The organism is Burkholderia sp. JKS000303 (assembly GCF_002563755.1).
GTDB classification, from domain to species: Bacteria; Pseudomonadota; Gammaproteobacteria; order Burkholderiales; family Burkholderiaceae; genus Burkholderia; species Burkholderia anthina_B.
The window spans coordinates 2,180,836-2,207,331 of sequence record NZ_PDBZ01000001.1; the positions used below are offsets into that span (position 1 = coordinate 2,180,836).

Consider the following 26,496-nt stretch of genomic DNA (forward strand, 5'->3'; position numbering starts at 1 on the left):
TTGCCCCGCCCGATGCCGTCATCGGGCAGGGGCGGGCAGCCCGGTTGCCGGACCTGATCCGGCCCCGGCAGCCGTTCCGTCCGGCCGAACGAGGGCCGGCCGGCAACCGCCCGGGCATCGTCCCGGCCGGTTCGCCGACGTATTGCAAGACCGCCGTTCCCGCCTGCCGCGGGGAACGGCGTTTCCCTTTTTGTTTGGCTCCTTATCTGCGAAAAGACGATGTCTACCCTCTACGAATCCACGCTCCGCTCGCTGCCGCTCCTCGGTCGCGGCAAGGTCCGCGACAACTACGCGGTCGGCAACGACAAGCTCCTGATCGTCACGACCGACCGTCTGTCGGCATTCGACGTGATCATGGGCGAGCCGATTCCGAACAAGGGCCGCGTGCTGAACCAGATGGCGAACTTCTGGTTCGACAAGCTCGCACACATCGTGCCGAACCACCTGACGGGCGACGCGCCGGAAGCGGTCGTCGCGGCCGACGAGGTCGAGCAGGTCAAGGGCCGTGCGGCGGTCGTCAAGCGCCTCGAGCCGATCATGATCGAGGCAGTCGTGCGCGGCTACCTGGCGGGCAGCGGCTGGAAGGAATACCAGACGTCGGGCGCGGTGTGCGGCGTGCAATTGCCGGAAGGGCTGCAGAACGCGCAGAAGCTGCCTGAGCCGATCTTCACGCCGGCCGCGAAGGCCGAGCTCGGCGAGCATGACGAGAACATCACGTTCGAGGAAACCGAGCGCCGCATCGGCACCGAGCTGGCCGCGACGATCCGCGACATCTCGATCAAGCTGTACAAGGAAGCGGCCGATTACGCGGCGACGCGCGGCATCATCATCGCCGACACGAAGTTCGAATTCGGCCTCGACAACCACGGCAAGCTGTACCTGATGGACGAAGTGCTGACGGCCGATTCGTCGCGCTTCTGGCCGGCCGACCAGTACCAGGTCGGCACGAACCCGCCGTCGTTCGACAAGCAGTTCGTGCGCGACTGGCTCGAAGCGCAGCCGTGGGGCAAGACCGCACCGGCACCGGCGCTGCCGGCCGACGTCGTCGAAAAGACGGCCGCGAAGTATCAGGAAGCGCTCGAGCGCATCACCGGCCAGCCGCTTGCCTGACAGAAGGAACGTGAAATGAGTGAAGTCCAGACCGCCCACACGCACAGCGCGCCGCTCGTCGGCGTGCTGATGGGCTCGAGCTCCGACTGGGACGTGATGAAGAACGCGGTCGCGATCCTGCAGGAATTCGGCGTGCCGTACGAAGCGAAGGTCGTGTCCGCGCACCGGATGCCCGACGAGATGTTCGACTACGCAGAGAAGGCGCGCGAGCGCGGGCTGCGCGCGATCATCGCGGGCGCCGGCGGCGCCGCGCACCTGCCCGGCATGCTGGCCGCGAAGACCACGGTGCCGGTGCTCGGCGTGCCGGTCGCGAGCAAGTACCTGAAGGGCGTCGATTCGCTGCACTCGATCGTCCAGATGCCGAAGGGTGTGCCGGTCGCGACGTTCGCGATCGGCGAGGCCGGTGCTGCGAATGCGGCGCTGTTCGCGGTGTCGATCCTGTCCGTCACGTCGGTCGACTACGCGAACCGGCTCGCCGCGTTCCGCGTGCGCCAGAACGAAGCCGCGCACGCGATGGTGCTGCCGCCGCTGGAATGACGGCACCGGCGGCCGCGCATCGCGGCCGCCTGACCCTCCTACTGCGGCGGGCAGCGCCCGCCGCGACCGATCACTGACATGACCGCAACTCCTGATTCCGTTTCCCCGATCCTGCCCGGCGCGTGGCTTGGCATGGTCGGCGGTGGCCAGCTCGGCCGCATGTTCTGCTTTGCCGCCCAGTCGATGGGCTATCGCGTCGCCGTGCTCGATCCCGATCCGACGAGCCCGGCCGGCACGGTCGCCGACCGTCACCTGCGCGCAGCCTACGACGACGAAGCCGCACTCGCCGAGCTGGCAGAACTGTGCGATGCCGTGTCGACGGAGTTCGAGAACGTGCCGGCCGCGAGCCTCGATTTCCTCGCGCGCACGACGTTCGTCGCGCCGGCCGGGCGCTGCGTCGCGGTCGCGCAGGACCGGATCGCGGAGAAGCGTTTCATCGAAGCCTCGGGCGTGCCGGTCGCACCGCACGTCGTGATCGAATCGGCCGCGGCGCTCGCCGCGCTCGACGATGCCGCGCTCGACGCGGTGCTGCCGGGCATCCTGAAGACGGCACGGCTCGGCTACGACGGCAAGGGCCAGGTGCGCGTGAGCACCGCGCGGGAAGCGCGCGATGCGCATGCGGCGCTCGGCGGCGTGGCGTGCGTGCTGGAAAAGCGCCTGCCGCTGAAATACGAAGTGTCGGCGCTGATCGCGCGCGGCGCGGACGGCCGCTCGGCCGCGTTCCCGCTCGCGCAGAACGTGCACCACAACGGCATCCTCGCGCTGACGATCGTGCCGGCGCCGGCCGCCGATGCCGCGCGCGTCGAGGAAGCGCAGCAGGCAGCCGTGCGGATCGCCGATACGCTCGGTTACGTCGGCGTGCTGTGCGTCGAATTCTTCGTGCTGGAAGACGGCTCGTTCGTCGCGAACGAGATGGCGCCGCGCCCGCACAATTCCGGCCACTACACGGTCGATGCGTGCGCAACGAGTCAGTTCGAGCAGCAGGTGCGCGCGATGACCCGCATGCCGCTCGGCAACCCGCGCCAGCATTCGCCGGCCGCGATGCTGAACATCCTCGGCGACGTGTGGTTCCCGAACGGTGCGGCCGAAGCCGTCACGCCGCCGTGGGACACCGTCGCGGACATGCCGGCCGCGCACCTGCATCTGTACGGCAAGGAAGAAGCGCGCGTCGGCCGCAAGATGGGCCACGTGAACTTCACGGCCGAGACGCGCGACGAAGCCGTCGCCGCGGCCACCGCGTGCGCGCAGTTGCTGCGCGTGCCGCTCGACTGAGGCGCCAGCCGATGTCCAGCGATCTCCCGAATGCCGTGACGCCTGCCCAGATCGACGCGGCCGCCGCGCTGCTCGACGCGGGGCAACTCGTCGCGTTCCCGACCGAAACCGTCTACGGGCTCGGCGGCGATGCGGCGAACCCCGAGGCCGTCGCGCGCATCTACGCGGCGAAAGGGCGCCCCGCGAACCATCCGGTGATCGTGCATCTGCCGCCCGGCGGCGATCCGGGCTACTGGGCCGCCGACCTGCCGGCCGATGCGCAGGCACTGATCGATGCATTCTGGCCGGGCCCGCTGACGTTGATCCTGAAGCGCCATGCGCGCATTCCGGATGCCGTGAGCGGCGGGCAGGACTCGGTCGGGCTGCGCTGCCCGTCGCATCCGGTCGCGCAGGCGCTGCTGGCCGCGTTCAGCGCGCGGCGCGGCGGCCACGGCGGGGTGGCTGCGCCGTCCGCGAACCGGTTCGGGCATGTGAGCCCGACCACGGCGCAGCACGTGCGCGACGAATTCGGCGATACGGTCCATGTGCTGGACGGCGGCGCATCCGAAGTCGGCATCGAGTCGACGATTCTCGATCTGTCGCGCGGTTTCCCGGCACTCCTGCGTCCGGGCCACGTGACGCCGCAGCAGATCGCCGCCGTGCTCGGCCGCGCGCCGCAACTGCCCGACGGCAGCGACGCGACCGCACCGCGCGCGTCCGGCACGCTGAAGGCGCATTACGCGCCGCGCACGCCGCTCGCGCTGCTGCCGTTCGAGGCGCTCGAGGCGCTGCTCGCGGCCGCGCAGACCGACGGCGAACGCGTCGCGCTGGTCGCACGCGCATCGCGCGCGGCGCATTGGGCGCAGGCCGACGGCGTGCATTTCGTCGCGGCGCCGGAAGATCCGCAGGCCTATGCGCGTGATCTGTACGGCATGCTGCGTGCGCTCGACCGTGCGCAGGTCGCCCGCATTCTCGTCGAGAAGCTGCCCGAGACCGTCGAGTGGATCGCGGTCAACGATCGCCTCGGCCGCGCGGCCGCGGCCTTCGAAGCGCGCGACTGACGCCGCCCGCTTCAACCGGGCCACGAACAAAAAACGCCCGACCGGCGAACCGGTCGGGCGTTTTCGTTGGTGCGCGCGGCGGGTGGCTTACTTGCCGACGCCCGATGCCGCGATCTGCTTCTCGACGTACTGCGCGAACAGCGCGTGCAGGTGGGTCGTCGGGTGGACCGTGTCGGCGAACATGTAGGTCTGGTCCGCGTTGGGGGTCGTGTAGGTCTGCGGCGAGCAGAACAGCGACGAGCCGAAAGCGCTCGCGTCCGCGACGCCGTATTGCGTCGCCGCCGCGACCATCGCCTTCAGGTTGCAGGCGGTGTCGGTGTTCGACACGGTGAAGCCGTTCGCCTGGTAGTTGGCCGCGATGCCGTCCTGCCACGTGAACGAATCGACCACCGCATACTTCGTCGCGTCGACCTTCAGCGCGGCCAGCGTGCCGACCAGCGTCTGGTTGAACAGCCCCGACAGTTGCGTGAACACGGCCTGCGTGCCGCCCTGCAGCGCGAGCGGCGTGCCGCCGATGTCCGGCACGTTCGCGACGAACACGTGCGTCGCGCCGGACGCGACGATCTGCTGGACGAGGGCCGCGAGCTGCTGCGCGGCCAAGCCGATCGCCTGGGCGGCCGCGAGCTGCGCAGCCGGCGTGTTGCCTTGCGCCTGCGCGACTTGCGCCTGATAGAAGATGTCGTTCGCGCCGCCGTTGATCAGCACGATCTGGCCTGCGTTGAAGGTGCCGTGCTGCGACAGGTACTGCTTGACCTGGTCGGCGATCGGCGTCGTGGTCGCCTGCGCGTAGTCCGCGTTCGCCACGCTCGCATCCGCGTGGCCGATGCCCGGCTGCAGCGTCACGCGCGAGCCGCCCTGTGCATAGCCGAGGCCGCCGGTGGCCTGCAGCGGAATGCCGAAGCCGCCCTGGTTCGCGGGTTGCAGCGTGTCGCCGTAGTACTGCGCGACGTCCTGCGTCCATACCTGGCCGGGGTTGGTCGTGAAGCGGCCGCCGCCGAAGCCGAGCTTGATCTGCGAGTAGGTGCCGGCGTCCGACAGGCTGTCGCCGAACGAGACGATCTGCATCTGCACGCCGGACGGCGGCGTGTTCGATGCGCTGCTGTTGTTGTCGTCGCCGCCGCCGCACGCGGCGAGCAATGCGAGCGCGGCGCCCGCGATCGCGACCTGCGCGGTGCGCAGCAGGCGTTGCCGGTTGCGCGACGGGGTGCGTTGTTGTGATTGCATCGATGGATCTCCTCGTTGATATGGCCCAGATGTATCGTGCATCTGCCGCGTGTCTGTTCAGGTCCGGACTGCGCGGCGGCCGTTGGCTGAAGTGGTTTATTGGTCGCGCACGGCCGCAAGCGGCGTGGTGCGCGGATCGTGGTTTGCGGCCTCGGCGATCTGCGCATGATAAGCGCTCGCCCATTCGGGCGGGCCGAAAATCGCGCGCTGCTTGTTGCGCCATCCTTCGACGTGCAACGCGTCGGCCGCCATCGACACCCACTCGTGAAACGTCGCGACGAGCGGGTTGTTCGAGCCCAGCGGCTCGACGATTCCGTATTGCGGCGGGTCGTCGGGCGATTCCTCGACGTAGCTGCCGAACAGGCGATCCCAGATCACGAGGACACCTGCGTAATTGCGGTCGATGTAGCGCGGATTGCGCGCGTGGTGCGCACGATGGATCGACGGCGTGTTGAGCACGTACTCGAGCCAGCCGAGCTTGCCGATCGCCTGCGTATGCACGAAGAACTGGAACGCGAGATTGATCAGCACGACGCCGACGATCTGCTGCGGCGGAAAGCCGACGAACGCCAGCGGCAGCCAGAATACCCACATGCCTGCGACGGGATACATCAGGCTCTGCCGGAACGCGGTCGAGAAGTTCATGCGCTCGGACGAGTGGTGCACGACGTGCGCGGCCCACAGCCAGCGCACGCGATGGCTCGCGCGATGGAACACGTAGTAGAGCAGGTCCTGCCCGACGAACAGCACGGCGAACGACAGCCAGCCGTCGTGCCACGTGAACAGCCGGAAATGTGCGTAGCAGTACGCATAAACGGGGATCACGAACAACCACGCGAGCTTGTCGGCACCCTGGTGCATCAGCGCGAGCGCCGCGTTGCACAGCGTGTCGCGCCACGCATAGACATGGTCCTGCGCACGTGTGCGGGCGAGGTGCCAGGCCTCCCAGCCGATGCAGAGCAGGAAGACGGGCGCCAGCGCGAGCAGAAGCAATTCGACGTCGAATCGCATGGACGTGTCTCCTCCTTTCCCCTGCAAGCCGTGAGGCCGGGCACGTGGCCCGTTGTAGATATCGATCAGGCCAACAGCCTACGCAATCGCCACGCGCTAGGCGAGGGGGCACCGTAGAGGGTTCCCTCTGAGGACAGGGTTTCTACGGAAGCCGCGCGGCACGGGCGCGGGCGGTATGGCCCCGTTTTTTGGGCAGCGCCGGCGCGCGGGTTGCGGCGTGCCGGCGACGGCGGCCGTTTCAAACCGCGCATGGCGTTTCGGAGGGAGAAGGGGCGGCGGCAGATGGCCTGCCGGGCCCCGGGATGAGGTGCCGCGCCGTTACCGGCGCGAGCCGATGGCGCAGCGTCAGTGCGCGCCGGCGTAGATCCATTCGAGCAGCGTGTCGTGCGCGGCGCGCGCGGCTTCGGCGTGATCGTCGTTGATGAAGCTGACGACGATGTAGCTCTGGCCGTCGGCGCCCGCCACGTAGCCCGCGATCGCGCGCACGTCGCGCAACGTGCCGGTCTTGATGTGCGCGTTGCCGAGCACGCCGGCGTTGGTCAGGCGGTTCTTCATCGTGCCGTCGATGCCGGCGATCGGCAGCGAATCGACGAACGCCTGCGCGACGGGGCTCGCGTTCGCGGCCTGCAGCAACGCGGCGAGCGACAGCGCGCTCACGTGCTCGTCGCGCGACAGGCCCGAGCCGTTCTGCAGTTCGAGATCGGGCATCGCGATGCCGTTCTTCTGCAGGAACGCGTGCACGACGCGGCTCGACTGCTCCGGCGTCGCGGGCGGCCTGCCGGCGACCGCGCCGATCGTCAGGAACAGGTTGCGCGCCATCACGTTGTTGCTGAACTTGTTGATGTCGTAGACGATGTTGCCGAGCACGGGGCTTTGATGCACGGCGAGCGGCCGCGCGTTGCCCGGCACCTTGCCTTCGCTGACCGGCCCCGTGATCGTGCCGCCGTCCTGCTGCCACAGCGCGAGGAAACCGCGCGCGAAGAACGTCGTGTGATCGAGGATCGCGAGGTTGGTCGTATGCGCGCCGCAGCGCAGCGGATAGTCGCCGGCGAACGCTGCCGTCATGATCCCGCCGGTGCCGGTCGACAGCGTCGGGCGCGCGGCCTCGGCGGCCGCGCCGCACGAGCCGTTGCCTTCATGCAGCTGGTTGTCGATCGACAGGTCCGCGAGCGGCGGCAGCACGTCGACGGCCACCTTGCCGTCGTCGCCCGGCGTGACCGTGAACGACACGGCCTTGAACGCGTACAGCAGCGGATCGGGGCCGACGTTGTACGGCGCGCTCACGTCGTCGTCGAACGACGGCAGGTCGCGCGTCGACGCCGCGAAATAGCTCTTGTCGAGGACGAGGCCGCCGGCCACGCGCTTGACGCCGGCCTTGCGGATCTTGTCGACGAGGTCGATCAGTTCCTCGGGCACGAGCTTCGGATCGCCGGTGCCCTTGATGTACAGGTTGCCCTGCAGCGTGCCGTCCGGCTCGATCGGGCCGTCCGCATACGCGGTGGTGCGCCAGCGGAAGTCGGGGCCGAGGATCGACAGGCCGGAGAAGGTCGTGACGAGCTTCATCGTCGACGCCGGCAGCATCGGCCGGCTCGCGTTCCACGCGATCAGCGGCTCGGGGTTGCCGACCCGCTCGACGACGACGCTCATCGCGGACGCCGGCACCTTCGCGCGCTGCAGCGCGACGAGCACGGACGCCGGCAGGCCGGCCGCGCGCGCGGCCGGCGACACGACGACGCTCTTGCGCGCTTCCTTGTGGGCTTCTTTGTGGGACTTCTTGCGGGCTTGCGCGGCCGGTGCGAAGGCAAGGGCGGCGCAGGTGGCGACGACGGCGGCGGTGCGCAGGCAGAGGCGGGCGCTGGGCGCGAACCGGGTGGAAAGATCGGAAATCGGCATGGGCGAATACGGGAAAAGCACGAAACTCGGGCGGGGCGCGCGCGGCGCCGGAGCGCACATTGTAGAGACAAGTCCGCACACGTCCCTTGCAATCCGCCTTTCTGTTGCATTGCAAGGGGCGCCGGCAATTCGCGGCGCTACAATGGGCGCCATGTCTCACTCGTCCCATGGATTCCTGTTCCGATGCGCATTCTGCTTGTCGAAGACGACCGGATGATCGCGGAGGGCGTGCGCAAGGCGCTGCGCTCCGACGGCTTCGCGGTCGACTGGGTGCAGGACGGCGACGCGGCGCTCACCGCGCTCGGCGGCGAGGCGTACGACCTGCTGCTGCTCGATCTCGGCCTGCCCAAGCGCGACGGCATCGACGTGCTGCGCACGCTGCGCGCGCGCGGGCTGGCGGTGCCGGTGCTGATCGTCACCGCGCGCGATGCGGTTGCCGATCGCGTGAAGGGGCTCGACGCCGGCGCCGACGATTACCTCGTCAAGCCGTTCGATCTCGATGAGCTCGGCGCGCGGATGCGCGCGCTGATCCGCCGCCAGGCGGGGCGCAGCGAGTCGCTGATCCGCCACGGCGCGCTCACGCTCGATCCCGCGTCGCACCAGGTGACGCTCGACGGCGCGCCCGTTGCGCTGTCCGCGCGCGAGTTCGCGCTGCTCGAGGCACTGCTCGCGCGGCCCGGCGCGGTGCTGTCGAAGAGCCAGCTCGAGGAGAAGATGTACGGCTGGGGCGAGGAGATCGGCAGCAACACGGTCGAGGTCTACATCCACGCGCTGCGCAAGAAGCTCGGTTCGGATCTGATCCGCAACGTGCGCGGGCTGGGCTACATGGTCGTCAAGGAAAGCTGACGCGTGCGGTCGATTCGTCATCAATTGCTGATCTGGCTGCTTGCGATCGTCGTCGCGGGCGTGGGCATCGCGGGCTGGCTGATCTATCGGCAGGCGCTCGCCGAAGCGAACGAGCTGTTCGACTATCAACTGCAGGAAATCGCGGCCGCGCTGCCGTCCGAGCCGTTCTCGCAGGTGTTCGGCTCGCGCACCAACGGCGACGAAGGCATCGTGATCCAGATCTGGAATCGCAACGGCGTGCTGATGTACTTCTCGCATCCGCGCGCGCCGATCGCGCCGCGCGCGGAGCTGGGTTTCTCGACCGAGCGCACCGATCGCGGCGAATGGCGCGTGTACGGCGCGATCGTCGGCGACAACGTCGTGCAGCTCGCGCAGCCGCTGTCGGTGCGCAACCGGCTCGCGGCGAACGTCGCGCTGCGCACGCTATGGCCGCTGATCGTGCTGCTGCCGTTCCTCGGCGCGGCCGTCTGGATGATCGTCGGGCGCGGGCTCGCGCCGCTCGCGCGCGTGACGCGCGCGGTCGAGACGCGCCGGCCGGAGGCGCTCGATCCGTTGCCCGATGCGCGCCTGCCGCTCGAGGTGCAGCCGCTCGTGCGTGCGCTGAACGGGCTGCTCGCGCGGCTGTCGGCGGCGCTCGACACGCAGAAGGCCTTCGTCGCCGATGCCGCGCACGAACTGCGCACGCCGCTCGCGGCCGTGCAGATCCAGGCGCAGCTCGTCGCGCGTGCGAAGGACGATGCGTCGCGTCGCGAGGCGGTCGCCGATCTGCAGGACGGCGTCACGCGTGCGACGCGTCTCGCGGAGCAGTTGCTCGCGCTGGCGCGTGCCGAACCCGACGGCGCCACGATGCGCGAGCCGGTCGACCTGCAGGCGCTGCTCGCCGAATGCGTGGCCGCGCATGCGCCGCTCGCGCAGCGGCACGACATTGATCTCGGCTTCGAGGAGGCGCGCGCGGCGACGGTCGTCGCGGACGTCGGCGCGTTGCGCGTGATGTTCGGCAACCTGCTCGACAACGCGGTGAAGTACACGCCCGACGGCGGCCGCATCGACGTATCGCTGATGTGCGACGCGGCCGGCCGCGCCTGCGTGCAGATTGGCGACAGCGGGCCTGGCATCCCGGCCGACGAGCGCGAGCGCGTGTTCGACCGGTTCTACCGCGACAGCTCGGCGCGCTCGCGCGCCGACGTGTCGGGCAGCGGGCTCGGGCTCGCGATCGTCAAGCGCGTTGCGGCACAGCAGGGCGCGACGGTGTCGCTCGGCGACGCGGCCGCGGGCGGCCTGCTCGTGAGCGTCGTGTTCCGCGACGCCGAGATCCCTGCGCAGGCGCCCGAATCCGTATGAGGAACGGCGCCGGGGGCCCGGCGCCGACCGGCTTAAGCCCCGCTTAAGGCCGATTAAGCCTCCTTTAAGTCAGGGTCGTTACGCTGCGTCCTAACAAAGAGGAGGTCCTACGATGAATACCCGATTCCTTGCGCGCGGTGCCGTCGCGGTCGCCGTGGCGGCTGCGCTGTCCGCCGGCTATGTCGCAGGCACCCGCCGTGCCGATCCGCAGATCATCACGCCCGCTCAGGCGGCCGCGCTGATGCCGGCCGAGGCCGCGGCGAAGACCGGCATTCCCGATTTCTCCGGACTGGTCGAAACCTATGGCCCGGCCGTCGTGAACATCAGCGCGAAGCACGTCGTGAAGCAGGTGTCGCGACGCGTGCAGCAGCCGCAGCTGCCGATGGACCCGAGCGACCCGTTCTACCAGTTCTTCAAGCACTTCTACGGTCAGGTGCCGGGCATGGGCGGCGACGCGCAGCCGGACGACCAGCCGAGCGCGAGCCTCGGCTCGGGCTTCATCATCAGCCCCGACGGGTACATCCTCACCAACGCACACGTGATCGACGGCGCGAACGTCGTGACGGTCAAGCTGACCGACAAGCGCGAGTACAAGGCGAAGGTCGTCGGCTCCGACAAGCAGTCCGACGTCGCGGTGCTGAAGATCGACGCGAGCGGCCTGCCGATCGTGAAGATCGGCGACCCGTCGCAGAGCAAGGTCGGCCAGTGGGTCGTCGCGATCGGCTCGCCGTACGGCTTCGACAACACGGTCACGTCCGGCATCATCAGCGCGAAGTCGCGCGCGCTGCCCGACGAGAACTACACGCCGTTCATCCAGACCGACGTGCCGGTGAACCCCGGCAACTCGGGCGGCCCGCTGTTCAACCTGCAGGGCGAGGTGATCGGCATCAACTCGATGATCTACTCGCAGACGGGCGGCTTCCAGGGCCTGTCGTTCGCGATCCCGATCAATGAGGCGATCAAGGTCAAGGACGAGCTCGTGAAGACGGGCCACGTGAGCCGCGGCCGCCTCGGCGTCGCCGTGCAGGGCCTGAACCAGACGCTCGCGAGCTCGTTCGGGCTGCAGAAGCCGGACGGCGCGCTCGTCAGCTCGGTCGACCCGAACGGCCCGGCCGCGAAGGCCGGCCTGCAGCCCGGCGACGTGATCCTGGCGGTGAACGGCTCGCCGGTTGCCGATTCCACGTCGCTGCCCGCGCAGATCGCGAACCTGAAGCCCGGTTCGAAGGCCGACCTGCAGGTGTGGCGCGACAAGGCGAAGAAGTCGATCACCGTGACGCTCGGCGCGATGACCGATGCGAAGCTGGCGTCGAACGACGGCAGTCCGGTCGAACAGGGGCGCCTCGGCGTCGCGGTGCGTCCGCTCACGCCGCAGGAACGCAGCGCCGACAACCTGTCGCACGGGCTGATCGTGCAGCAGGCCGGCGGTCCGGCCGCCAGCGCGGGCATCCAGCCCGGCGACGTGATCCTCGCGGTCAACGGCCGCCCGGTCACGAGCCCCGAGCAGTTGCGCGATGCGGTCAAGGGAGCAGGCAACAGTCTTGCTCTGTTGATTCAGCGCGATAATGCACAGATCTTCGTGCCGGTCGACCTGAGCTGACCGGCGGCCGTTGCGGGCCGGCCTGGCCGGCCCCGGCGGGCGCCGCCGTCGTTCGGCCCCGTGGTGCTGTGTTCCGACCCAAAAGGAGAGAGCCATGCAATATCTACGCAACGTGTCCCGAATTGCCGTCGCCGCGGCGCTGGCCGCGGGCCTCGCGACCGCCGCGACCGGCGCGTACGCTCAGTCGGACGGCTTGCCCGCCGCGAGCCAGCAGGGCGATGTGAGCTACGTGTCAGGCGGCGTCGGCAAGGATCAATCGACGGCATTCGAGCGCAACGAGGCGGCGTGGCCGCTCTCGCTGCGCTTCACCGGCAAGGGCGGCGAATATCTGGCCGACGTTCACGTGCGGATCGTCGACGGCAAGAGCAACGAGGTGCTGAAGACGGACGCACGCGGGCCGTACATGCTCGTGAAGCTGCCGCCGGGCCGCTACACCGTCCATGCGTCGTACCAGGGCAGCGACGAGTCGCGCGCGGTCACGGTCGGTTCGAAGGGCGGCGCGAAAGCGGCGTTCCAGTGGAGCGCGCAGTAAATTGTCGGCCGCGACCCCGTCCGGGGTCGCGCAATCGGACGAAGTTTCGCCCATAATGAAAGCCACGGCTGCGTGCCGTGGCTTTTTCGTTTCCAGCGCCCGTCCAGCGCCCGGCTTGCCTGCCGGGGCCGCCCGAAGGAGAAACGATGTCCGACTCCCTCCGCCTCGAAATCGTGCCGAACCGCCATCGCGTGCGGGTGATCCATCGCGGCATCACGTATGCCGATTCGCAGGGTGCGCTGACGGTGCGCGAGGCGGGCTTGCCGGACATTCACTACCTGCCGCGCGACGACGTCAACATGCGCCGGCTCGTGAAGTCGGGTGTCACGACGGTCTGTCCGATGAGGGGCGAGGCCGTGCATTTCGATTTGCAGACCGAAGACGGCGTGATCGAGAACGCCGCATGGAGTTACGAGGAACCGCCGGAGGCCGCGTCCGCGCTTGCGCACTACGTTGCCTTCGACGCCGCACGGATCGACAGTCTCGTCGAGACATCCTGATGCGGTATGCGTTCATCGGGGAGGCATCATGGAACTGAACGACACGTTACGCGTCCCGCTCGCGCCGGCGATCGTGCGGGACGCGCTCGAGGATCTCGCGCTGCTGCGGGCGAGCTTCGACCACTGCGAATCGTTCGTGAAGCGGCCGCACGGCGAGTTCGCGCTGACCATCACGGTGCCGCTCGGCCCGCTGCGCGCGCGCTACGACGTGCGTGCGCATTCGGCGGGCGAGCAGGGCGATGCGGAAGGGCAGCCGCGCCGCGTGCTCAACTTCAAGGCGCGGGCCGACGGCCTCGGGGCGTTGCGCGGCCAGGTCGAACTCATGCTGCTGCCGGACGACGATGACGCCGACGCGACGCGCATCGACTACGTGGTGTGGGCGACCGCGAGCGGGCCGCTCGCCGAATTGCCGGCACGGCAGATCGAGAACGCGCTGCGCGAGTGGACCGACGATTTCTTCCGCGAATTCTGCGCGGTCGTGCAGGCGAAGCACGGACTCGTGCCGAACCGTGCGCGCCCGGGCCCGCAGCGTCGCCAGCATATATTCCTGCGGCCCGCGTCGATCATGGCCGCGACGAAGCGGCCGTTGCCGCCGCACGTGGGCGGCGCGCTGAGCGGCCGCGCCACCAGTGCGCTGCGTCATCGCGAACCCGGCCCGCTGCCCGTATGGGTGTGGGCGGCGATCGTCGTGTTCGTCGCGCTGCTGCTTTACGCGGCGCGCTGGATCAACGGCGCCTGAGCGCGCCGCCCCGTGGCCGGCCGCCGGCGGTTGCCGCGGCGGCCGCTACCGTCGCGCGTCGGCCCCGGCGCCGCGAAATTCCCTCCGATAGGCCGACGGCGACGTGCCGAGCGCACCGGCGAAATGCTGGCGCAGCGACACGCTCGACCCGTACCCGGCCGCCTGCGCGATCGCGTCGATGGATTGTCCGGTGGTTTCCAGCAGATGCTGTGCGCGCGTGAGCCGCTCCGCCTGCAGCCACGCGGTGACGGTCGTGCCGGTGGCCTGGCGGAAATGACGCGTGAACGTGCGCCGGCTCATCAGCACGCGCTCGGCGAGCGAATCGACGCTGTGCGCGACGTCCAGATGCGCGCGCACCCAGTCGAGCAGCGCCGCGAGCCGCGCGTCGCGCGGATGCGCGGCGACCGGCTGCGGCACGTATTGCGCCTGCCCGCCCTGACGGTGCGGCGGGATCACGAGGCGGCGGGCGATCTGGTTCGCCGCGTCCGTGCCGAAGCGGCGGCGCACGACGTGCAGGCAGCAGTCGAGCCCCGCGGCCGTGCCGGCCGACGTCATCAGGTTGCCGTCGTCGACGTACAGCACGTCGGGATCGAGCTTCACGCGCGGAAAGCGCTGCGCGAAATCGTCGGCCCACGCCCAGTGCGTCGTGGCCGGCCGTCCGTCGAGCAGCCCGGCCGCGGCGAGCACGTACGCGCCGAGGCACAGGCCGACGAGTTGCGCGCCGCGTGCGGCGGCCGCACGCACCGCGTCCAGCATCACGTCGGGCGGCGCTTCGTCCGGGTCGCGCCATGCCGGCACGATCACGATGTCCGCGTCGTCGAGCGCATCGAGCCCGTACGGCGCGGTGATCGTGAAGCCGCCAGTCGTCGACAACGGCCCGCGCTCGGCCGAGCACACGCGAAACTCGAACGCGGGCGTCGCGGCCGCATCGCGCTCCTTGCCGAACACGACGGACGGCACCGACAGATGGAACGGGCTGATGCCGTCGTACGCGATCACGGCGACGACGGTCGGGGCAGCAGCAGCGGGCGACGCAACGGCGCTCATGGCAGGCTCCGGGATGGCGATGGCCCGATTCTATCGAAGAATGGCTATCGGGCCACTGTCCGCGTGCGCGACGCGATCCGACAATGCATCGCATCGCGCTGCCGGCCGCTCCGTTCCGGAGCGGGGCGGCGCGGCCGAACCCGGAGCCAGCCATGTCGAATGCCGCGTCGTCTTCCGCTTCCCGTCGCGCCCTCATCGTGATCGATGTCCAGAATGAATACGTGACGGGCAACCTGCCGATCGAGTATCCGCCCGTCGACACGTCGCTTGCGAACGTCGGCCGCGCGATCGACGCCGCGCATGCGGCCGGCGTGCCGGTGATCGTGGTCCAGCACGTCGCACCGGCCGGCGCGCCGATCTTCGCGCCTGGCACGGACGGCGTCGCGCTGCACCCGGTCGTCGCCGGGCGGCCGTACGCGCACCTGATCGTGAAGGCACAGGCCAGCGCGTTCGCCGGCACCGACCTCGCCGCGTGGCTTGCCGCGCACGGTGTCGACACGCTCGCGGTCGCCGGCTACATGACGCACAACTGCAATGCATCGACCGTCTATCACGCGGCGCACGCGGGGTTGAACGTCGAGTATCTGGCGGACGCAACCGGTGCGTTGCCTTACGAGAATGAAGCGGGCGCGGTGAGCGCCGAGGAGATTCACCGCGCGTACACGGTGGTGTTCCAGTCGAATTTCGCGGCGGTGATGTCGACCGATGCGTGGATCGCCGGACTCGCCGGTGCGACGATGCCCGGGCGCGATTCGGTGGCTGCGTCGAACCGGCGGGCCCGCGCGCAACGCGCGAAGGCGGCCTGAACGAAGCGGGGAGGAGGAAGCGATCGGGCGGAGCCCGTGCGCGGCCGGGACGACCGGCCGCCGATGATGCTGACGATGAAACGGCGCGCGTCGCGCCGTCGGCGGGGCGACCGTCAGTCGCTCATTTTCAGCATCGCCGGGCTGTAGCGCAGCATGTCGAAGCAGCCGTCGACGAGCTTTTCCGCATGCTGTTCGGCGTCGATCTCGTCGGGCAGCATCAGCATGTCGCGCACGAAACCGCTCACAAGCGTGTGCAGCATCAGCGTCGCGCGCCACGTGTCGAGCCGCTCGGGCAGCAGCTTGAGCCGCACGGCCACCGCGAGGTCGGCGTCGATCGCGTGCAGCGCCTCGCTCATCCCGGCGCGGTTGCGCTGCAATAATGGTTCCATATCGGCGACGTATTCACATTTCATGAACAGGATGCTGAACACGCGCCGCAGCTGCGAGTCGCGCTGCACCCCGAGCAGGCACCAGATCAGGATCTTGCGGATCTTGTCGAGCGGGTTGCCGCCGGGCGCGTCGAGCGGCATCCTCTTCAGTTCGTCGATCGGCAGAAACACGCGGTCGAACATCGCGTCGAACAGTTCGCTCTTGTTCGCGAAATGCCAGTAGATCGCGCCGCGCGTTACGCCGGCGTGATGGGCGATGTCCGCGAGCGACGTGTGCGACACGCCTTTCTCGAAGAACACGTGTTCGGCGGCATCGAGAATGCTGTTGCGCGTCTCGAGTGCCTCCTCCTTGGTGCGTCTGACCATGTGCAGGCCTGAATGGGTCGATCGTAGTTGAAATAGGGTCTGCAACCCTCGTCGCGATCGCGTGGAGCAGCTATGCTTGCGACTGGTAATAATTCGTAAGACTGTGCGGTCGGCGACGGGCGAGCGGGCTTTTTACATACATTCGTGAATGTATATACAATACCACCCTACGATCGAATGGCCCAAGTGGCAATCAGTTAATATCCCACTCTGCTGATTCCCGCCAAAGTAACAGTCCGCAGTTCGCGGCATCTCGTCGGCATGGAGGTTTCGTGCCGACTTGCTGTATCTAGTAGTCCAGTAATTCAGGTGTTCGATCTGCGCCGCGAGGCGCATCCGTGTGGCGCTCCGTTCGGGCGTCGTACTTATTCCAATGGCTATACACAGAGGTCGCTCCATGCGCGTCGAACGGGTTCCATACCGCTTACTCACTGTCGCGACGGCCGCCGTTTTCCTGGCCGCGTGCGGGAAAAAAGAATCGGCACCGCCGCCGCAAACGCCGGAAGTCGGCGTCGTCACCGTCCAGCCGCAAAACGTACCGGTCTTCACCGAACTGCCGGGCCGCACCAGTGCATTCCTCGTCGCGCAGGTTCGCGCGCGGGTCGATGGCATCGTGCTGCGCCGTGAATTCACCGAAGGCGGCGACGTGAAGGCCGGCCAGCGCCTCTACAAGATCGATCCGGCCCCGTACATCGCCGCGCTGAACAGCGCGAAGGCGACGCTGGCGAAGGCGCAGGCGAATCTCGTGACGCAGAACGCACTGGTCGCGCGCTACAAGGTGCTGGTTGCCGCGAACGCGGTCAGCAAGCAGGACTACGACAACGCCGTGGCTACGCAAGGGCAGGCCGCAGCGGACGTCGCGGCCGGCAAGGCGTCGGTCGACACCGCGCAGATCAACCTCGGCTATACGGATGTCGTGTCGCCGATCACCGGCCGCGTCGGCATTTCGCAAGTGACGCCGGGCGCGTACGTGCAGGCGAGCCAGGCGACGCTGATGTCGACGGTGCAGCAGCTCGACCCGGTGTACGTCGACCTGACGCAGTCGAGCCTCGACGGGCTGAAGCTGCGCCAGGACGTACAGAGCGGCCGTCTGAAGACGACCGGCCCGGGCGCGGCGAAGGTGTCGCTGATCCTGGAAGACGGCAAGACCTATCCGGAACCGGGCAAGCTGCAGTTTTCGGACGTGACGGTCGACCAGACGACGGGCTCGGTCACCATCCGCGCGGTGTTCCCGAACCCGGGCCGCGTGCTGCTGCCGGGGATGTTCGTGCGGGCACGGATCGAGGAAGGCGTGAACGAGAACGCCTTCCTGGTGCCGCAGATCGGCGTCACGCATGACCAGAAGGGCCAGGCGATCGCGATGGTCGTGAACGCGAGCAACAAGGTCGAGTCGCATCCGCTGAAGACGACCGGCATGCAGGGTCAGAACTGGGTCGTCGAAGGCGGCCTGGAAGCGGGTGACCGCGTGATCGTGCAGGGCGTCGACAAGGTGCGTCCGGGTGCGACCGTGAAGGCCGTGCCGGCGCAGTTGTCGGCACCGGACGCCGCATCGGGCGCTGCCGCATCCGCCGCGCCGGCCGCCGCCGGTTCCGGCGCTGCAGCCGCTTCGGGCGCCGCCGCATCGGGCGCTGCTCCGGCAAGCGCCGCCGCTGCGTCGAGCGCGCAATAACAGGGAGCCTGTTTCATGGCAAAGTTTTTTATCGATCGCCCGATCTTCGCATGGGTGATCGCCATCATCCTGATGCTGGCCGGGGTTGCGGCGATCTTCACGCTGCCGATCTCGCAGTATCCGACGATCGCGCCGCCATCGATCCAGATTACCGCGAACTACCCGGGCGCTTCCGCGAAGACGGTGGAAGACACGGTGACGCAGGTGATCGAGCAGCAGATGAGCGGTCTCGACAACTTCCTGTACATGTCGTCGACGAGTGACGACTCGGGCAACTCAACGATCACGCTGACGTTCGCGCCGGGCACCAACGCCGACATCGCACAGGTTCAGGTCCAGAACAAGCTGTCGCTCGCGACGCCGGTTCTGCCGCAGGTCGTGCAGCAGCTCGGTCTGTCGGTGACGAAGTCGAGCAGCAGCTTCCTGCTGGTGCTCGCCTTCAACTCCGAAGACGGCAGCATGAACAAGTACGACCTCGCGAACTTCGTGGCGTCGCACGTGAAGGATCCGATCAGCCGGTTGAACGGCGTCGGTACCGTCACGCTGTTCGGCTCGCAGTACGCGATGCGGATCTGGCTCGACCCGAACCGCCTGACGAACTACGGCCTCACGCCGGTCGACGTGACGAGCGCGATCACCGCACAGAACGTGCAGATCGCGGGCGGCCAGATCGGCGGCACGCCGGCCAAGCCGGGCACCGTGCTGCAGGCGACGATCACCGAATCGACGCTGCTGCAGACGCCCGAGCAGTTCGGCAACATCCTGCTGAAGGTCAACCAGGACGGCTCGCAGGTTCGCCTGAAGGACGTCGCGCAGATCGGCCTCGGCGGCGAAAACTACAACTTCGACACGAAGTACAACGGTCAGCCGACGGCCGGCCTCGGTATCCAGCTCGCGACCAACGCGAACGCGCTTGCGACCGCGAAGGCCGTGCGCGCGAAGATCGACGAGCTCGCACCGTTCTTCCCGCACGGCCTCGTCGTGAAGTATCCGTACGACACGACGCCGTTCGTGAAGCTGTCGATCGAGGAAGTGGTCAAGACGCTGCTCGAAGGTATCGTGCTCGTGTTCCTCGTGATGTATCTGTTCCTGCAGAACCTGCGGGCGACGATCATCCCGACGATCGCGGTGCCGGTGGTGCTGCTCGGCACGTTCGCGATCATGTCGATGGTGGGCTTCTCGATCAACACGCTGTCGATGTTCGGCCTCGTGCTCGCAATCGGCCTGCTGGTGGACGATGCGATCGTGGTGGTGGAGAACGTCGAGCGGGTGATGGCGGAAGAGGGGCTGTCTCCAAGGGAGGCGACCCGCAAGGCGATGGGCCAGATCACCGGCGCACTCGTCGGCGTGGCGCTGGTGCTGTCGGCGGTGTTCGTGCCGGTCGCGTTCTCCGGCGGGTCGGTCGGCGCGATCTATCGTCAGTTCTCGCTGACGATCGTGTCGGCGATGGTGCTGTCGGTGCTGGTCGCGTTGATTCTGACGCCCGCCCTGTGCGCGACGATCCTCAAGCCGATCCCGCAAGGGCATCACGAAGAGAAGAAGGGCTTCTTCGGCTGGTTCAACCGCACGTTCAACAACAGCCGCGACAAGTACCACGTCGGCGTGCACCACGTGATCAAGCGCTCGGGCCGCTGGCTCATCATCTATCTGGTCGTGATCGTCGCGGTCGGGCTGCTGTTCGTGCGCCTGCCGAAGTCGTTCCTGCCCGATGAAGACCAGGGCCTGATGTTCGTGATCGTGCAGACGCCGTCGGGTTCGACGCAGGAAACGACCGCGAAGACGCTCGCGAACATTTCCAACTACCTGCTGACGGACGAGAAGAACATCGTCGAATCGACGTTCACGGTCAACGGCTTCAGCTTCGCCGGCCGCGGCCAGAACTCGGGTCTCGTGTTCGTGAAGCTGAAGGACTTCTCGCAGCGTCAGCATGCGAACGAGAAGGTCCAGGCGCTGATCGGCCGGATGTTCGGTCGCTATGCGGGCTACAAGGACGCGGTCGTGATTCCGTTCAACCCGCCGTCGATTCCGGAACTCGGTACGGCCGCCGGCTTCGACTTCGAGCTGACGGACAACGCGGGTCTCGGCCACGATGCGCTGATGGCCGCGCGTAACCAGCTGCTCGGGATGGCCTCGAAGGATCCGACGCTGCAGGGCGTGCGTCCGAACGGGCTGAACGATACGCCGCAGTACAAGGTCGACATCGATCGCGAGAAGGCGAACGCGCTCGGCGTGACGGCATCGGCGATCGACCAGACGTTCTCGATCGCATGGGCGTCGCAGTACGTGAACAACTTCCTCGATACCGACGGCCGGATCAAGAAGGTGTACGTGCAGGCAGACGCGCCGTTCCGGATGACGCCGGAAGACCTGAACATCTGGTACGTGCGCAACGGGTCGGGCGGGATGGTGCCGTTCAGCGCGTTCGCGACCGGTCACTGGACGTACGGTTCGCCGAAGCTCGAGCGTTACAACGGCGTGTCGGCGATGGAAATCCAGGGTCAGGCCGCACCGGGCAAGTCGACCGGTCAGGCGATGACCGCGATGGAAGGGATCGCGAAGAAACTGCCGGTGGGTATCGGCTATTCGTGGACCGGCCTGTCGTTCCAGGAAATCCAGTCGGGCTCGCAGGCGCCGATCCTGTACGCGATCTCGATCCTGGTCGTGTTCCTGTGTCTCGCGGCACTGTATGAAAGCTGGTCGATCCCGTTCTCGGTGATCATGGTGGTGCCGCTCGGCGTGATCGGCGCACTGCTGGCGGCGACGATGCGCGGCCTCGAGAACGACGTGTTCTTCCAGGTCGGCCTGTTGACCACGGTGGGCTTGTCCGCGAAGAACGCGATTCTGATCGTCGAGTTCGCGCGCGAACTGCAGGTGACGGAGAAGATGGGGCCGATCGAGGCTGCGCTGGAAGCAGCGCGCCTGCGGCTGCGTCCTATCCTGATGACGTCGCTCGCGTTCATTCTCGGCGTGATGCCGCTCGCGATCAGCAATGGCGCGGGTTCGGCGAGCCAGCACGCGATCGGTACCGGCGTGATCGGCGGGATGATCACGGCGACGTTCCTCGCGATCTTCATGATCCCGATGTTCTTCGTGAAGATCCGTTCGATCTTCAGTGGCGAGAAGGAAGACGTCGACGAGGCACTGCGCCTGGCTCAGGAGCACTCGCACCACGAAGAGAAGCCGAGCAACGGCGACGAAGGCAACAAGGGACAGTGATGATGCAAAAACACGCTTTGACTGCAATCGCGGTCGCGCTCTTTGCCACGGGCTGCACGATGGCGCCGCATTACAAGCGGCCCGACGCGCCCGTCGCGCAGGCGTACCCGGCCGGCGGCGTCTATGCGACGCAGCCGGGTGCTGCCGGTGCACGCAGCGCGAACGGCCAGGCGGCCACCGCCATCGGCTGGCGCGAATTCTTCGTCGATCCGCGCCTGCAGCGGCTGATCGAGATCGCGCTGAAGAACAACCGGAACCTGCGTGTCTCGGTGCTCAACATCGAGGCATCCCGTGCGCAGTACCAGATCACGCGCGCGGGGCTGTTCCCGACGCTCGACGGCGTAGGCACGGGCAGCATCCAGCGCTATCCGGCTGGCGTGTCGACGACGGGGCAACCGCTGATCTCGCGTGCCTACAACGTCAACGCGGCCGCGTCGTGGGAGCTCGACCTGTTCGGCCGCGTGCAGAGCCTGAAGGACCAGGCACTCGCGCAGTACCTGTCGACCGCGTATGCGCGTCAGGCGACCGAGATCTCGCTCGTGTCGCAGGTCGCGGATCAGTACCTGACGCTGTTGTCGACCGACGACCTGCTGCAGGTCACGGAAAACACGCTGAAGTCCGCTCAGGCGCAGTACGACCTGACGAAGCTGCAGTTCGACAACGGCACGGGCTCCGAGCTCGACCTGCGTCAGGCGCAGACGGTCGTCGAGACGGCGCTCGCGAACCAGCAGGCGCAAGCGCGTGCACGTGCGCAAGCCGTGAATGCGCTGGTGCTGCTGATCGGCGAGCCGCTGCCGGACGATCTGCCGCCGGGCCTGCCGCTCGACGCGCAGAACCTGCTGACGGACGTGCCGGCAGATCTGCCGTCCGACCTGCTGACGCGTCGTCCGGACGTGATGCAGGCCGAGCAGGCGCTTCTGGCCGCGAACGCGAACATCGGTGCTGCGCGCGCCGCGTTCTTCCCGAAGATCTCGCTGACGGCCGCGTTCGGCAGCGCGAGCCCGACGCTGGGCGGCCTGTTCAAGGCCGGCACGGCGGCGTGGTCGTTCGCGCCGCAGATCACGATGCCGATCTTCGAAGGCGGGCAGAACATCGCGAACCTGAACCTCGCGCACGTGCAGAAGCGCATCGAGATCGCCAACTACGAGAAGGCGATCCAGACGGCGTTCAGCGAAGTGGCGGACGGGCTGGCCGCACGCGGTACGTACGACCAGCAGATCGCGGCGCTCGAGCGCAACGAGCATGCGCAGCAGCGCCGTTTCGACCTGTCGGATCTGCGTTACAAGAACGGTGTCGACAGCTACCTGTCGGTGCTGACCGCGCAAACCGATCTGTACTCCGCACAGCAGACGCTGATCAGCGCGCGTCTGGCGCGCTGGACGAACCTCGTCGATCTGTATCGCGAACTGGGCGGCGGCTGGATCCAGCATGCAGGCGAGACGCCGCGCGCACCCGACCAGACGGACGACTACGACAAGGCCGCCGCTCCGGCGCCTGCGTCGGCAACGGCGACCAACGGGTAAGCACGGCGGCGGGCAGGGGCGGGCGACCGCTCCGGTTCGCCGAAGCGCTGGACCGTACATGCGAAAACGCCACGGACGTGCGTCCGTGGCGTTTTCTTTTTGTGCGACGGGTTGGCGGTGAGGGCGGGGGGGTGTTCGGGTCGGTGGTGTCGAGTGTTGTCGTTGCGTTGTGCGGTGGAGCCGGGTGACGCCGCACGGCATGATGTCGCCAGGTTTTGGCGGCCAGTGACCGAACCGCCGATCGCCAGAAGGCCGGCACGCCCCGACCTCACAGCCACCCCAGCCTCCGCACCTCCCCACAAAGCAAAACGCCACGGCATGCCGTGGCGTTTTGCTTTACCGCGTCGCGCCGCGATCCGGCGCGTCCGGGTTGGGCCGATCAGTGGTGCACGTCGGCCGGGCGTCCGTCGAAGTCGTGTCCGGCGCGGCGGATGTCGCAACGTGCGTCCTTCTCGCCTTTCACGCCGTTGAACACGATGTTCAGGATCACCGAGGTTGCCGATGCCAGCAGGATGCCGCTGTGCAGGATCGGTGCGAGTGCCGGCGGCAGCTTCGAGAAGAAGTGCGGCGACACGACCGGCACGAGGCCCATGCCGACGCTCACGGCGACGATGAACAGGTTGTGCGTGTTGTTCACGAAGTCGACCTTCGACAGCACCTTGATGCCGTTCGCGGCGACCATCCCGAACATCACGATGCCTGCGCCACCCAGCACGAACGGCGGCACCGATGCGACGACCTGCGCCATCTTCGGGAACAGGCCGAGCAACACCAGGATCACGCCGCCCGTCGCGCAGACGAACCGGCTCTTCACGCCCGTCACGCCGATCAGGCCGACGTTCTGCGAGAACGACGTATGCGGGAACGAGTTGAAGATGCCGCCGATCAGCGTGCCGAGACCGTCGACGCGCAGGCCGCGCACGAGACGCTCCTGGTTGACCGGACGGTCGACCATGTCGCCGACCGCGAGGAACATCCCGGTCGATTCGATGAACGTCACGAACATCACCGTGACCATCGTCGCGATCGACAGCGGGTCGAAATGCGGCCAGCCGAAGTGGAACGGCATCACGATGCCGACCCATGCGGCGTGCGCCACGCCGTCGGTATTCACGCGGCCGATGGCGAACGCGATCACGAAGCCGGCGACGATGCCGAGCAGCACCGAGATGTTCGCGAGGAAGCCGCGGCCGTACTTGTTGATCAGCAGGATCAGCGTGAGCACGAGCAGCGACAGGCCGAGGTAGACGGGGCTGCCGTACTCGGGGTTGCCGACGCCGCCGGCCGCCCAGTTAATGCCGACTTCCATCAGCGACAGCCCGATCACGGCGATCACGGTGCCGACGACGACGGGCGGGAAGAACCGCAACAGCTTGCCGATCATCGGCGCGAGCACGATGCCGATGATGCCGGCCGCGATCGTTGAACCGAAGATGTCGAGAATGCCGAGGCCGGGGTTGGTGCCGATCGCGATCATCGGGCCGACTGCCGCGAACGTGCAGCCCATGATGACGGGCAGGCGGATCCCGAAGATCCACAGGCCAAGCGTCTGGATCAGCGTTGCGATGCCGCACGAAAACAGATCGGCGCTGATCAGAAACGCGATCTGGTCTTTCGGCAGCTTCAGCGCGCCGCCAATGATGAGCGGCACGGCGACAGCGCCGGCGTACATGACGAGGACGTGCTGGAGACCAAGCGTTACAAGCTTGCCGGTCGGCAGCACCTCATCGCACGGATGGACCGTGTTCGATTGCATCTGTCTCACTCCATGATCTTGTTTTCGGGGTGATACGAAGTTATGCGGAATGAACCATCGCAACAAGAGCGCTGGGTTCTATTCCGTTCTTTGCTGGTTCGATATGCCATTTCGGCATGGAACAGGGTGGCGATCATCGGGAAACTGCCGTAGGAGTGAGGTTTCCCGGTTTTATAGCGCTCCAAAATAGCGCGGACCCCCGAGTCAAATATAGGCCGCTTTATGGTGTGTATCGCGCATACGGCATAGTGGCAAAATCGACCGGCGAAAAATCGTGCCGGGTTAACCCGCGAGCAGCCGTTTTTGCCGTCAAGGTGCACCCGGGCGCCACTCGCCAGTCGCGGCCGCGTTTTGGCGTCGTCGCTGCGCAAATCGACCGTATCAATCGGGGCGCGTATCGCGATCCCGCTATCATCGACATTTGTTCATTCGAATATCGCCTCCCGTCATGCGCCTGCTCGGAATCGACCTCGGTACCGGCTCCGTCAAACTCGTCACGCTCGATGCCGACGGCACCGAGCGTGCGGTCGCGAGCGAACCCTATGCGTTGTCGTCGCCGCAGCCGGGCTGGGCGGAAATCTCGCCGCAGGTCTGGTGGGATGCGCTGGTGCGCGCCGCCGCGAAATTGCCGGTTGGCGAGCGCGAGCAGGTCGTCGCGATCGGCTTCTCCGGCCAGATGCACGGCGTCGTGCTGATCGACGCGGCCGGGCAGCCGGTGCGGCCCGCGCTGCTGTGGCCCGACACACGTGCGGTGCGCGAAGCCGATGCGACGGGCTGGCCCGACGCACCGAACCCCATCGCGCCCGGCATGGCGGGCCCGCTGTTGCGCTGGCTGGCCGAACACGAGCCGCAGGCATTGCGTGCCGCGCGCTGGGCCGTGCAGCCGAAGGACTGGCTGCGCATCGCGCTGGGCGGCGACGTCGCGGCTGATCCGAGCGACGCGTGCGCGACTGCGCTTGCGACACCGGATGGCGCCTGGGATATGCCGCGGATCGACGCGCTCGGCCTGCCGGCCGGCCGCTTCGCGCCGGTGCGGGCGTCGGGCATGCGCTGCGGGGTGCTCGATGAGCCGGCCGCCGCGGCGCTCGGTCTGCCGGCCGGCGTGCCGCTCGCGACGGGCGCCGCCGATACCGCCTGCGCGGCGCTCGGCAGCGGGCTCGTCGCGACCGGCGACGCGCTGCTGACGACGGGCAGCGGCGGCCAGATCGTGGTGCTCGCGGATACGTTGCCGCCGGCGCGGCGCGGGCTGCATCGCTATCGCACCGCGGCAGGCGGCGGCTATTACACGATGGCCGCGATGCAGAACGTCGGGCTTGCGCTCGAAGCCGTACGCGGCTGGCTCGGTTATGCGAGCTGGCCCGATGCATACGACGACGCGTTCGCGCAGCCGGCGTCCGGGCGGCTGTGTTTTCTGCCGTATCTGACGGGCGAGCGTTCGCCGTGGATGAACCCCGATGCGCGCGGCGGCTGGCTCGGCCTCGGGCTCGGCGACACGCGCGGTGCGATGATGCGCGCGGCATTCGAAGGCGTCGCGTTCGCATTGCGCGCGGGGCTCGATGCGATTCGCGATGCGAACCATGCCGATCCCGTGACGACGCTGCGTCTCGCGGGCGGCGGCTCGGTCGATCCGCGCTGGCGACAGTTGCTTGCGGACGCGCTTGGCGCGTCGCTCGACGCGGTCGATTGCCCGAACGCCGCGACGCGCGGTGCCGGGCTGCTCGCAGGTGTCGCGATCGGGCACTGGCGCGAAGATGCGTTGCACACGTTGGCGCCGGCCGCAGCACCCGTCGCCGCGCCGCGCGACGATCGCGCGCTGGCCGCACGTCTGGCACGCTTCGTCGACCTGTACGCCCGAACGGATGCATGGTTCACGGCGGGTGTTTAAACTCGGGCACTTGTCCAGTTGCGTCAGCGATGACGCATCGTGGCAAGCCGACGGCTGTTTCCGGCACACGATGCGTGCCGGGATCGACGATGATGCCGGGCACGACAGGGGCCGCATGTGCCGGGCGGCCCGGCTTTACAAGGGGCAGGTCGCTCGGGACAACACCGAAGCGCCGGCTCCGCGACACAGACGCAGAC

21 protein-coding genes are annotated in these 26,496 nt (G+C 67.9%); 15 read left to right on the forward strand and 6 right to left on the reverse strand.

Annotated features, from left to right (window positions below; all coding sequences use genetic code 11):
- The first annotated feature begins 219 nt into the window (after positions 1-219).
- The 4 genes from BX604_RS10570 to BX604_RS10585 all read left to right on the forward strand — a co-directional run bounded on the left by BX604_RS10570 (position 220) and on the right by BX604_RS10585 (position 3,959).
- The gene (locus BX604_RS10570) at positions 220-1,110 is read left to right on the forward strand and encodes a phosphoribosylaminoimidazolesuccinocarboxamide synthase (RefSeq protein ID WP_098550758.1); all 891 of its coding nucleotides are present in this window, start codon (positions 220-222) and stop codon (positions 1,108-1,110) included.
- A 15-nt stretch (positions 1,111-1,125) separates the two neighbouring features.
- Positions 1,126-1,647 (forward strand): 5-(carboxyamino)imidazole ribonucleotide mutase, encoded by a 522-nt coding sequence (gene purE, locus BX604_RS10575; protein WP_098550759.1) that lies wholly within the window; start codon positions 1,126-1,128, stop codon positions 1,645-1,647.
- Positions 1,648-1,725: 78 nt separating this feature from the next.
- Entirely contained in the window at positions 1,726-2,919 is a 1,194-nt protein-coding gene (locus tag BX604_RS10580; protein ID WP_098550760.1) for a 5-(carboxyamino)imidazole ribonucleotide synthase, read from the forward strand.
- A gap of 11 nt (positions 2,920-2,930) precedes the next feature.
- The gene (locus BX604_RS10585; protein WP_098550761.1) at positions 2,931-3,959 is read left to right on the forward strand and encodes an L-threonylcarbamoyladenylate synthase; all 1,029 of its coding nucleotides are present in this window, start codon (positions 2,931-2,933) and stop codon (positions 3,957-3,959) included.
- Between the two features lie 87 nt (positions 3,960-4,046).
- Here BX604_RS10585 and BX604_RS10590 read toward each other — a convergent pair whose 3' ends face one another.
- The 3 genes from BX604_RS10590 to dacB all read right to left on the reverse strand — a co-directional run bounded on the left by BX604_RS10590 (position 4,047) and on the right by dacB (position 8,087).
- Entirely contained in the window at positions 4,047-5,183 is a 1,137-nt protein-coding gene (locus BX604_RS10590) for an SGNH/GDSL hydrolase family protein (protein ID WP_098550762.1), read from the reverse strand.
- 96 nt (positions 5,184-5,279) lie between these two features.
- On the reverse strand, positions 5,280-6,194 hold the full coding sequence (locus BX604_RS10595; RefSeq protein ID WP_098550763.1) for a sterol desaturase family protein: 915 nt from the start codon (positions 6,192-6,194) through the stop codon (positions 5,280-5,282).
- Positions 6,195-6,539: 345 nt separating this feature from the next.
- Entirely contained in the window at positions 6,540-8,087 is a 1,548-nt protein-coding gene (dacB, locus tag BX604_RS10600) for a D-alanyl-D-alanine carboxypeptidase/D-alanyl-D-alanine endopeptidase (RefSeq protein WP_098550764.1), read from the reverse strand.
- Positions 8,088-8,270: 183 nt separating this feature from the next.
- On the opposite strand from dacB, the gene BX604_RS10605 reads away from it, so the two are divergent.
- The 6 genes from BX604_RS10605 (at position 8,271) to BX604_RS10630 (ending at position 13,642) form a co-directional block, all read left to right on the forward strand.
- Positions 8,271-8,933, forward strand: coding sequence for a response regulator (locus BX604_RS10605; RefSeq protein ID WP_098550765.1), 663 nt, complete (start codon positions 8,271-8,273; stop codon positions 8,931-8,933).
- A 3-nt stretch (positions 8,934-8,936) separates the two neighbouring features.
- Positions 8,937-10,274 carry an ATP-binding protein gene (locus BX604_RS10610; RefSeq protein WP_098550766.1) on the forward strand — a complete coding sequence of 446 codons (1,338 nt, stop codon included), beginning with the start codon at positions 8,937-8,939 and terminating at the stop codon, positions 10,272-10,274.
- A 112-nt stretch (positions 10,275-10,386) separates the two neighbouring features.
- The gene (locus BX604_RS10615; RefSeq protein WP_098550767.1) at positions 10,387-11,871 is read left to right on the forward strand and encodes a DegQ family serine endoprotease; all 1,485 of its coding nucleotides are present in this window, start codon (positions 10,387-10,389) and stop codon (positions 11,869-11,871) included.
- A 94-nt stretch (positions 11,872-11,965) separates the two neighbouring features.
- Positions 11,966-12,403, forward strand: coding sequence for a carboxypeptidase-like regulatory domain-containing protein (locus tag BX604_RS10620; protein ID WP_098550768.1), 438 nt, complete (start codon positions 11,966-11,968; stop codon positions 12,401-12,403).
- 146 nt (positions 12,404-12,549) lie between these two features.
- The gene (locus tag BX604_RS10625) at positions 12,550-12,903 is read left to right on the forward strand and encodes a DUF427 domain-containing protein (RefSeq protein WP_098550769.1); all 354 of its coding nucleotides are present in this window, start codon (positions 12,550-12,552) and stop codon (positions 12,901-12,903) included.
- 28 nt (positions 12,904-12,931) lie between these two features.
- The gene (locus BX604_RS10630) at positions 12,932-13,642 is read left to right on the forward strand and encodes a CoxG family protein (RefSeq protein WP_098550770.1); all 711 of its coding nucleotides are present in this window, start codon (positions 12,932-12,934) and stop codon (positions 13,640-13,642) included.
- Positions 13,643-13,687: 45 nt separating this feature from the next.
- Here the strand turns inward: BX604_RS10630 and BX604_RS10635 are convergent, their stop codons facing one another.
- Positions 13,688-14,689, reverse strand: a complete 1,002-nt coding sequence (locus tag BX604_RS10635) for a helix-turn-helix domain-containing protein (protein WP_098550771.1) — start codon at positions 14,687-14,689, stop codon at positions 13,688-13,690.
- Positions 14,690-14,841: 152 nt separating this feature from the next.
- Here BX604_RS10635 and BX604_RS10640 point away from each other — a divergent pair, with 152 nt between their 5' ends.
- Positions 14,842-15,495, forward strand: coding sequence for a cysteine hydrolase family protein (locus BX604_RS10640; RefSeq protein ID WP_098552816.1), 654 nt, complete (start codon positions 14,842-14,844; stop codon positions 15,493-15,495).
- A 113-nt stretch (positions 15,496-15,608) separates the two neighbouring features.
- On the opposite strand, the gene BX604_RS10645 is transcribed toward BX604_RS10640, so the two are convergent.
- Positions 15,609-16,250 (reverse strand): TetR family transcriptional regulator, encoded by a 642-nt coding sequence (locus BX604_RS10645; RefSeq protein ID WP_098550772.1) that lies wholly within the window; start codon positions 16,248-16,250, stop codon positions 15,609-15,611.
- Positions 16,251-16,647: 397 nt separating this feature from the next.
- Between BX604_RS10645 and BX604_RS10650 the strand changes: the two genes are divergently transcribed.
- From BX604_RS10650 to BX604_RS10660, 3 genes are read left to right on the forward strand one after another with little or no spacing between them, the layout of a single operon-like run.
- Complete coding sequence (locus BX604_RS10650) at positions 16,648-17,919, forward strand: efflux RND transporter periplasmic adaptor subunit (protein ID WP_098550773.1); 1,272 nt, start codon at positions 16,648-16,650, stop codon at positions 17,917-17,919.
- Positions 17,920-17,934: 15 nt separating this feature from the next.
- A complete protein-coding gene (gene bpeB, locus BX604_RS10655; protein WP_098550774.1) occupies positions 17,935-21,135 on the forward strand; it encodes an efflux RND transporter permease BpeB in 3,201 nt (1,066 codons plus the stop codon).
- Positions 21,135-22,658, forward strand: coding sequence for an efflux transporter outer membrane subunit (locus BX604_RS10660; RefSeq protein WP_098550775.1), 1,524 nt, complete (start codon positions 21,135-21,137; stop codon positions 22,656-22,658). The genes bpeB and BX604_RS10660 overlap by 1 nt, the downstream gene beginning before the upstream one ends.
- 379 nt (positions 22,659-23,037) lie before the next feature.
- On the opposite strand, the gene BX604_RS10665 is transcribed toward BX604_RS10660, so the two are convergent.
- Positions 23,038-24,414, reverse strand: a complete 1,377-nt coding sequence (locus tag BX604_RS10665) for a nucleobase:cation symporter-2 family protein (RefSeq protein WP_175775789.1) — start codon at positions 24,412-24,414, stop codon at positions 23,038-23,040.
- A 448-nt stretch (positions 24,415-24,862) separates the two neighbouring features.
- Between BX604_RS10665 and BX604_RS10670 the strand changes: the two genes are divergently transcribed.
- Positions 24,863-26,299, forward strand: a complete 1,437-nt coding sequence (locus tag BX604_RS10670) for a xylulokinase (protein ID WP_098550777.1) — start codon at positions 24,863-24,865, stop codon at positions 26,297-26,299.
- Positions 26,300-26,496 lie beyond the last annotated feature (197 nt).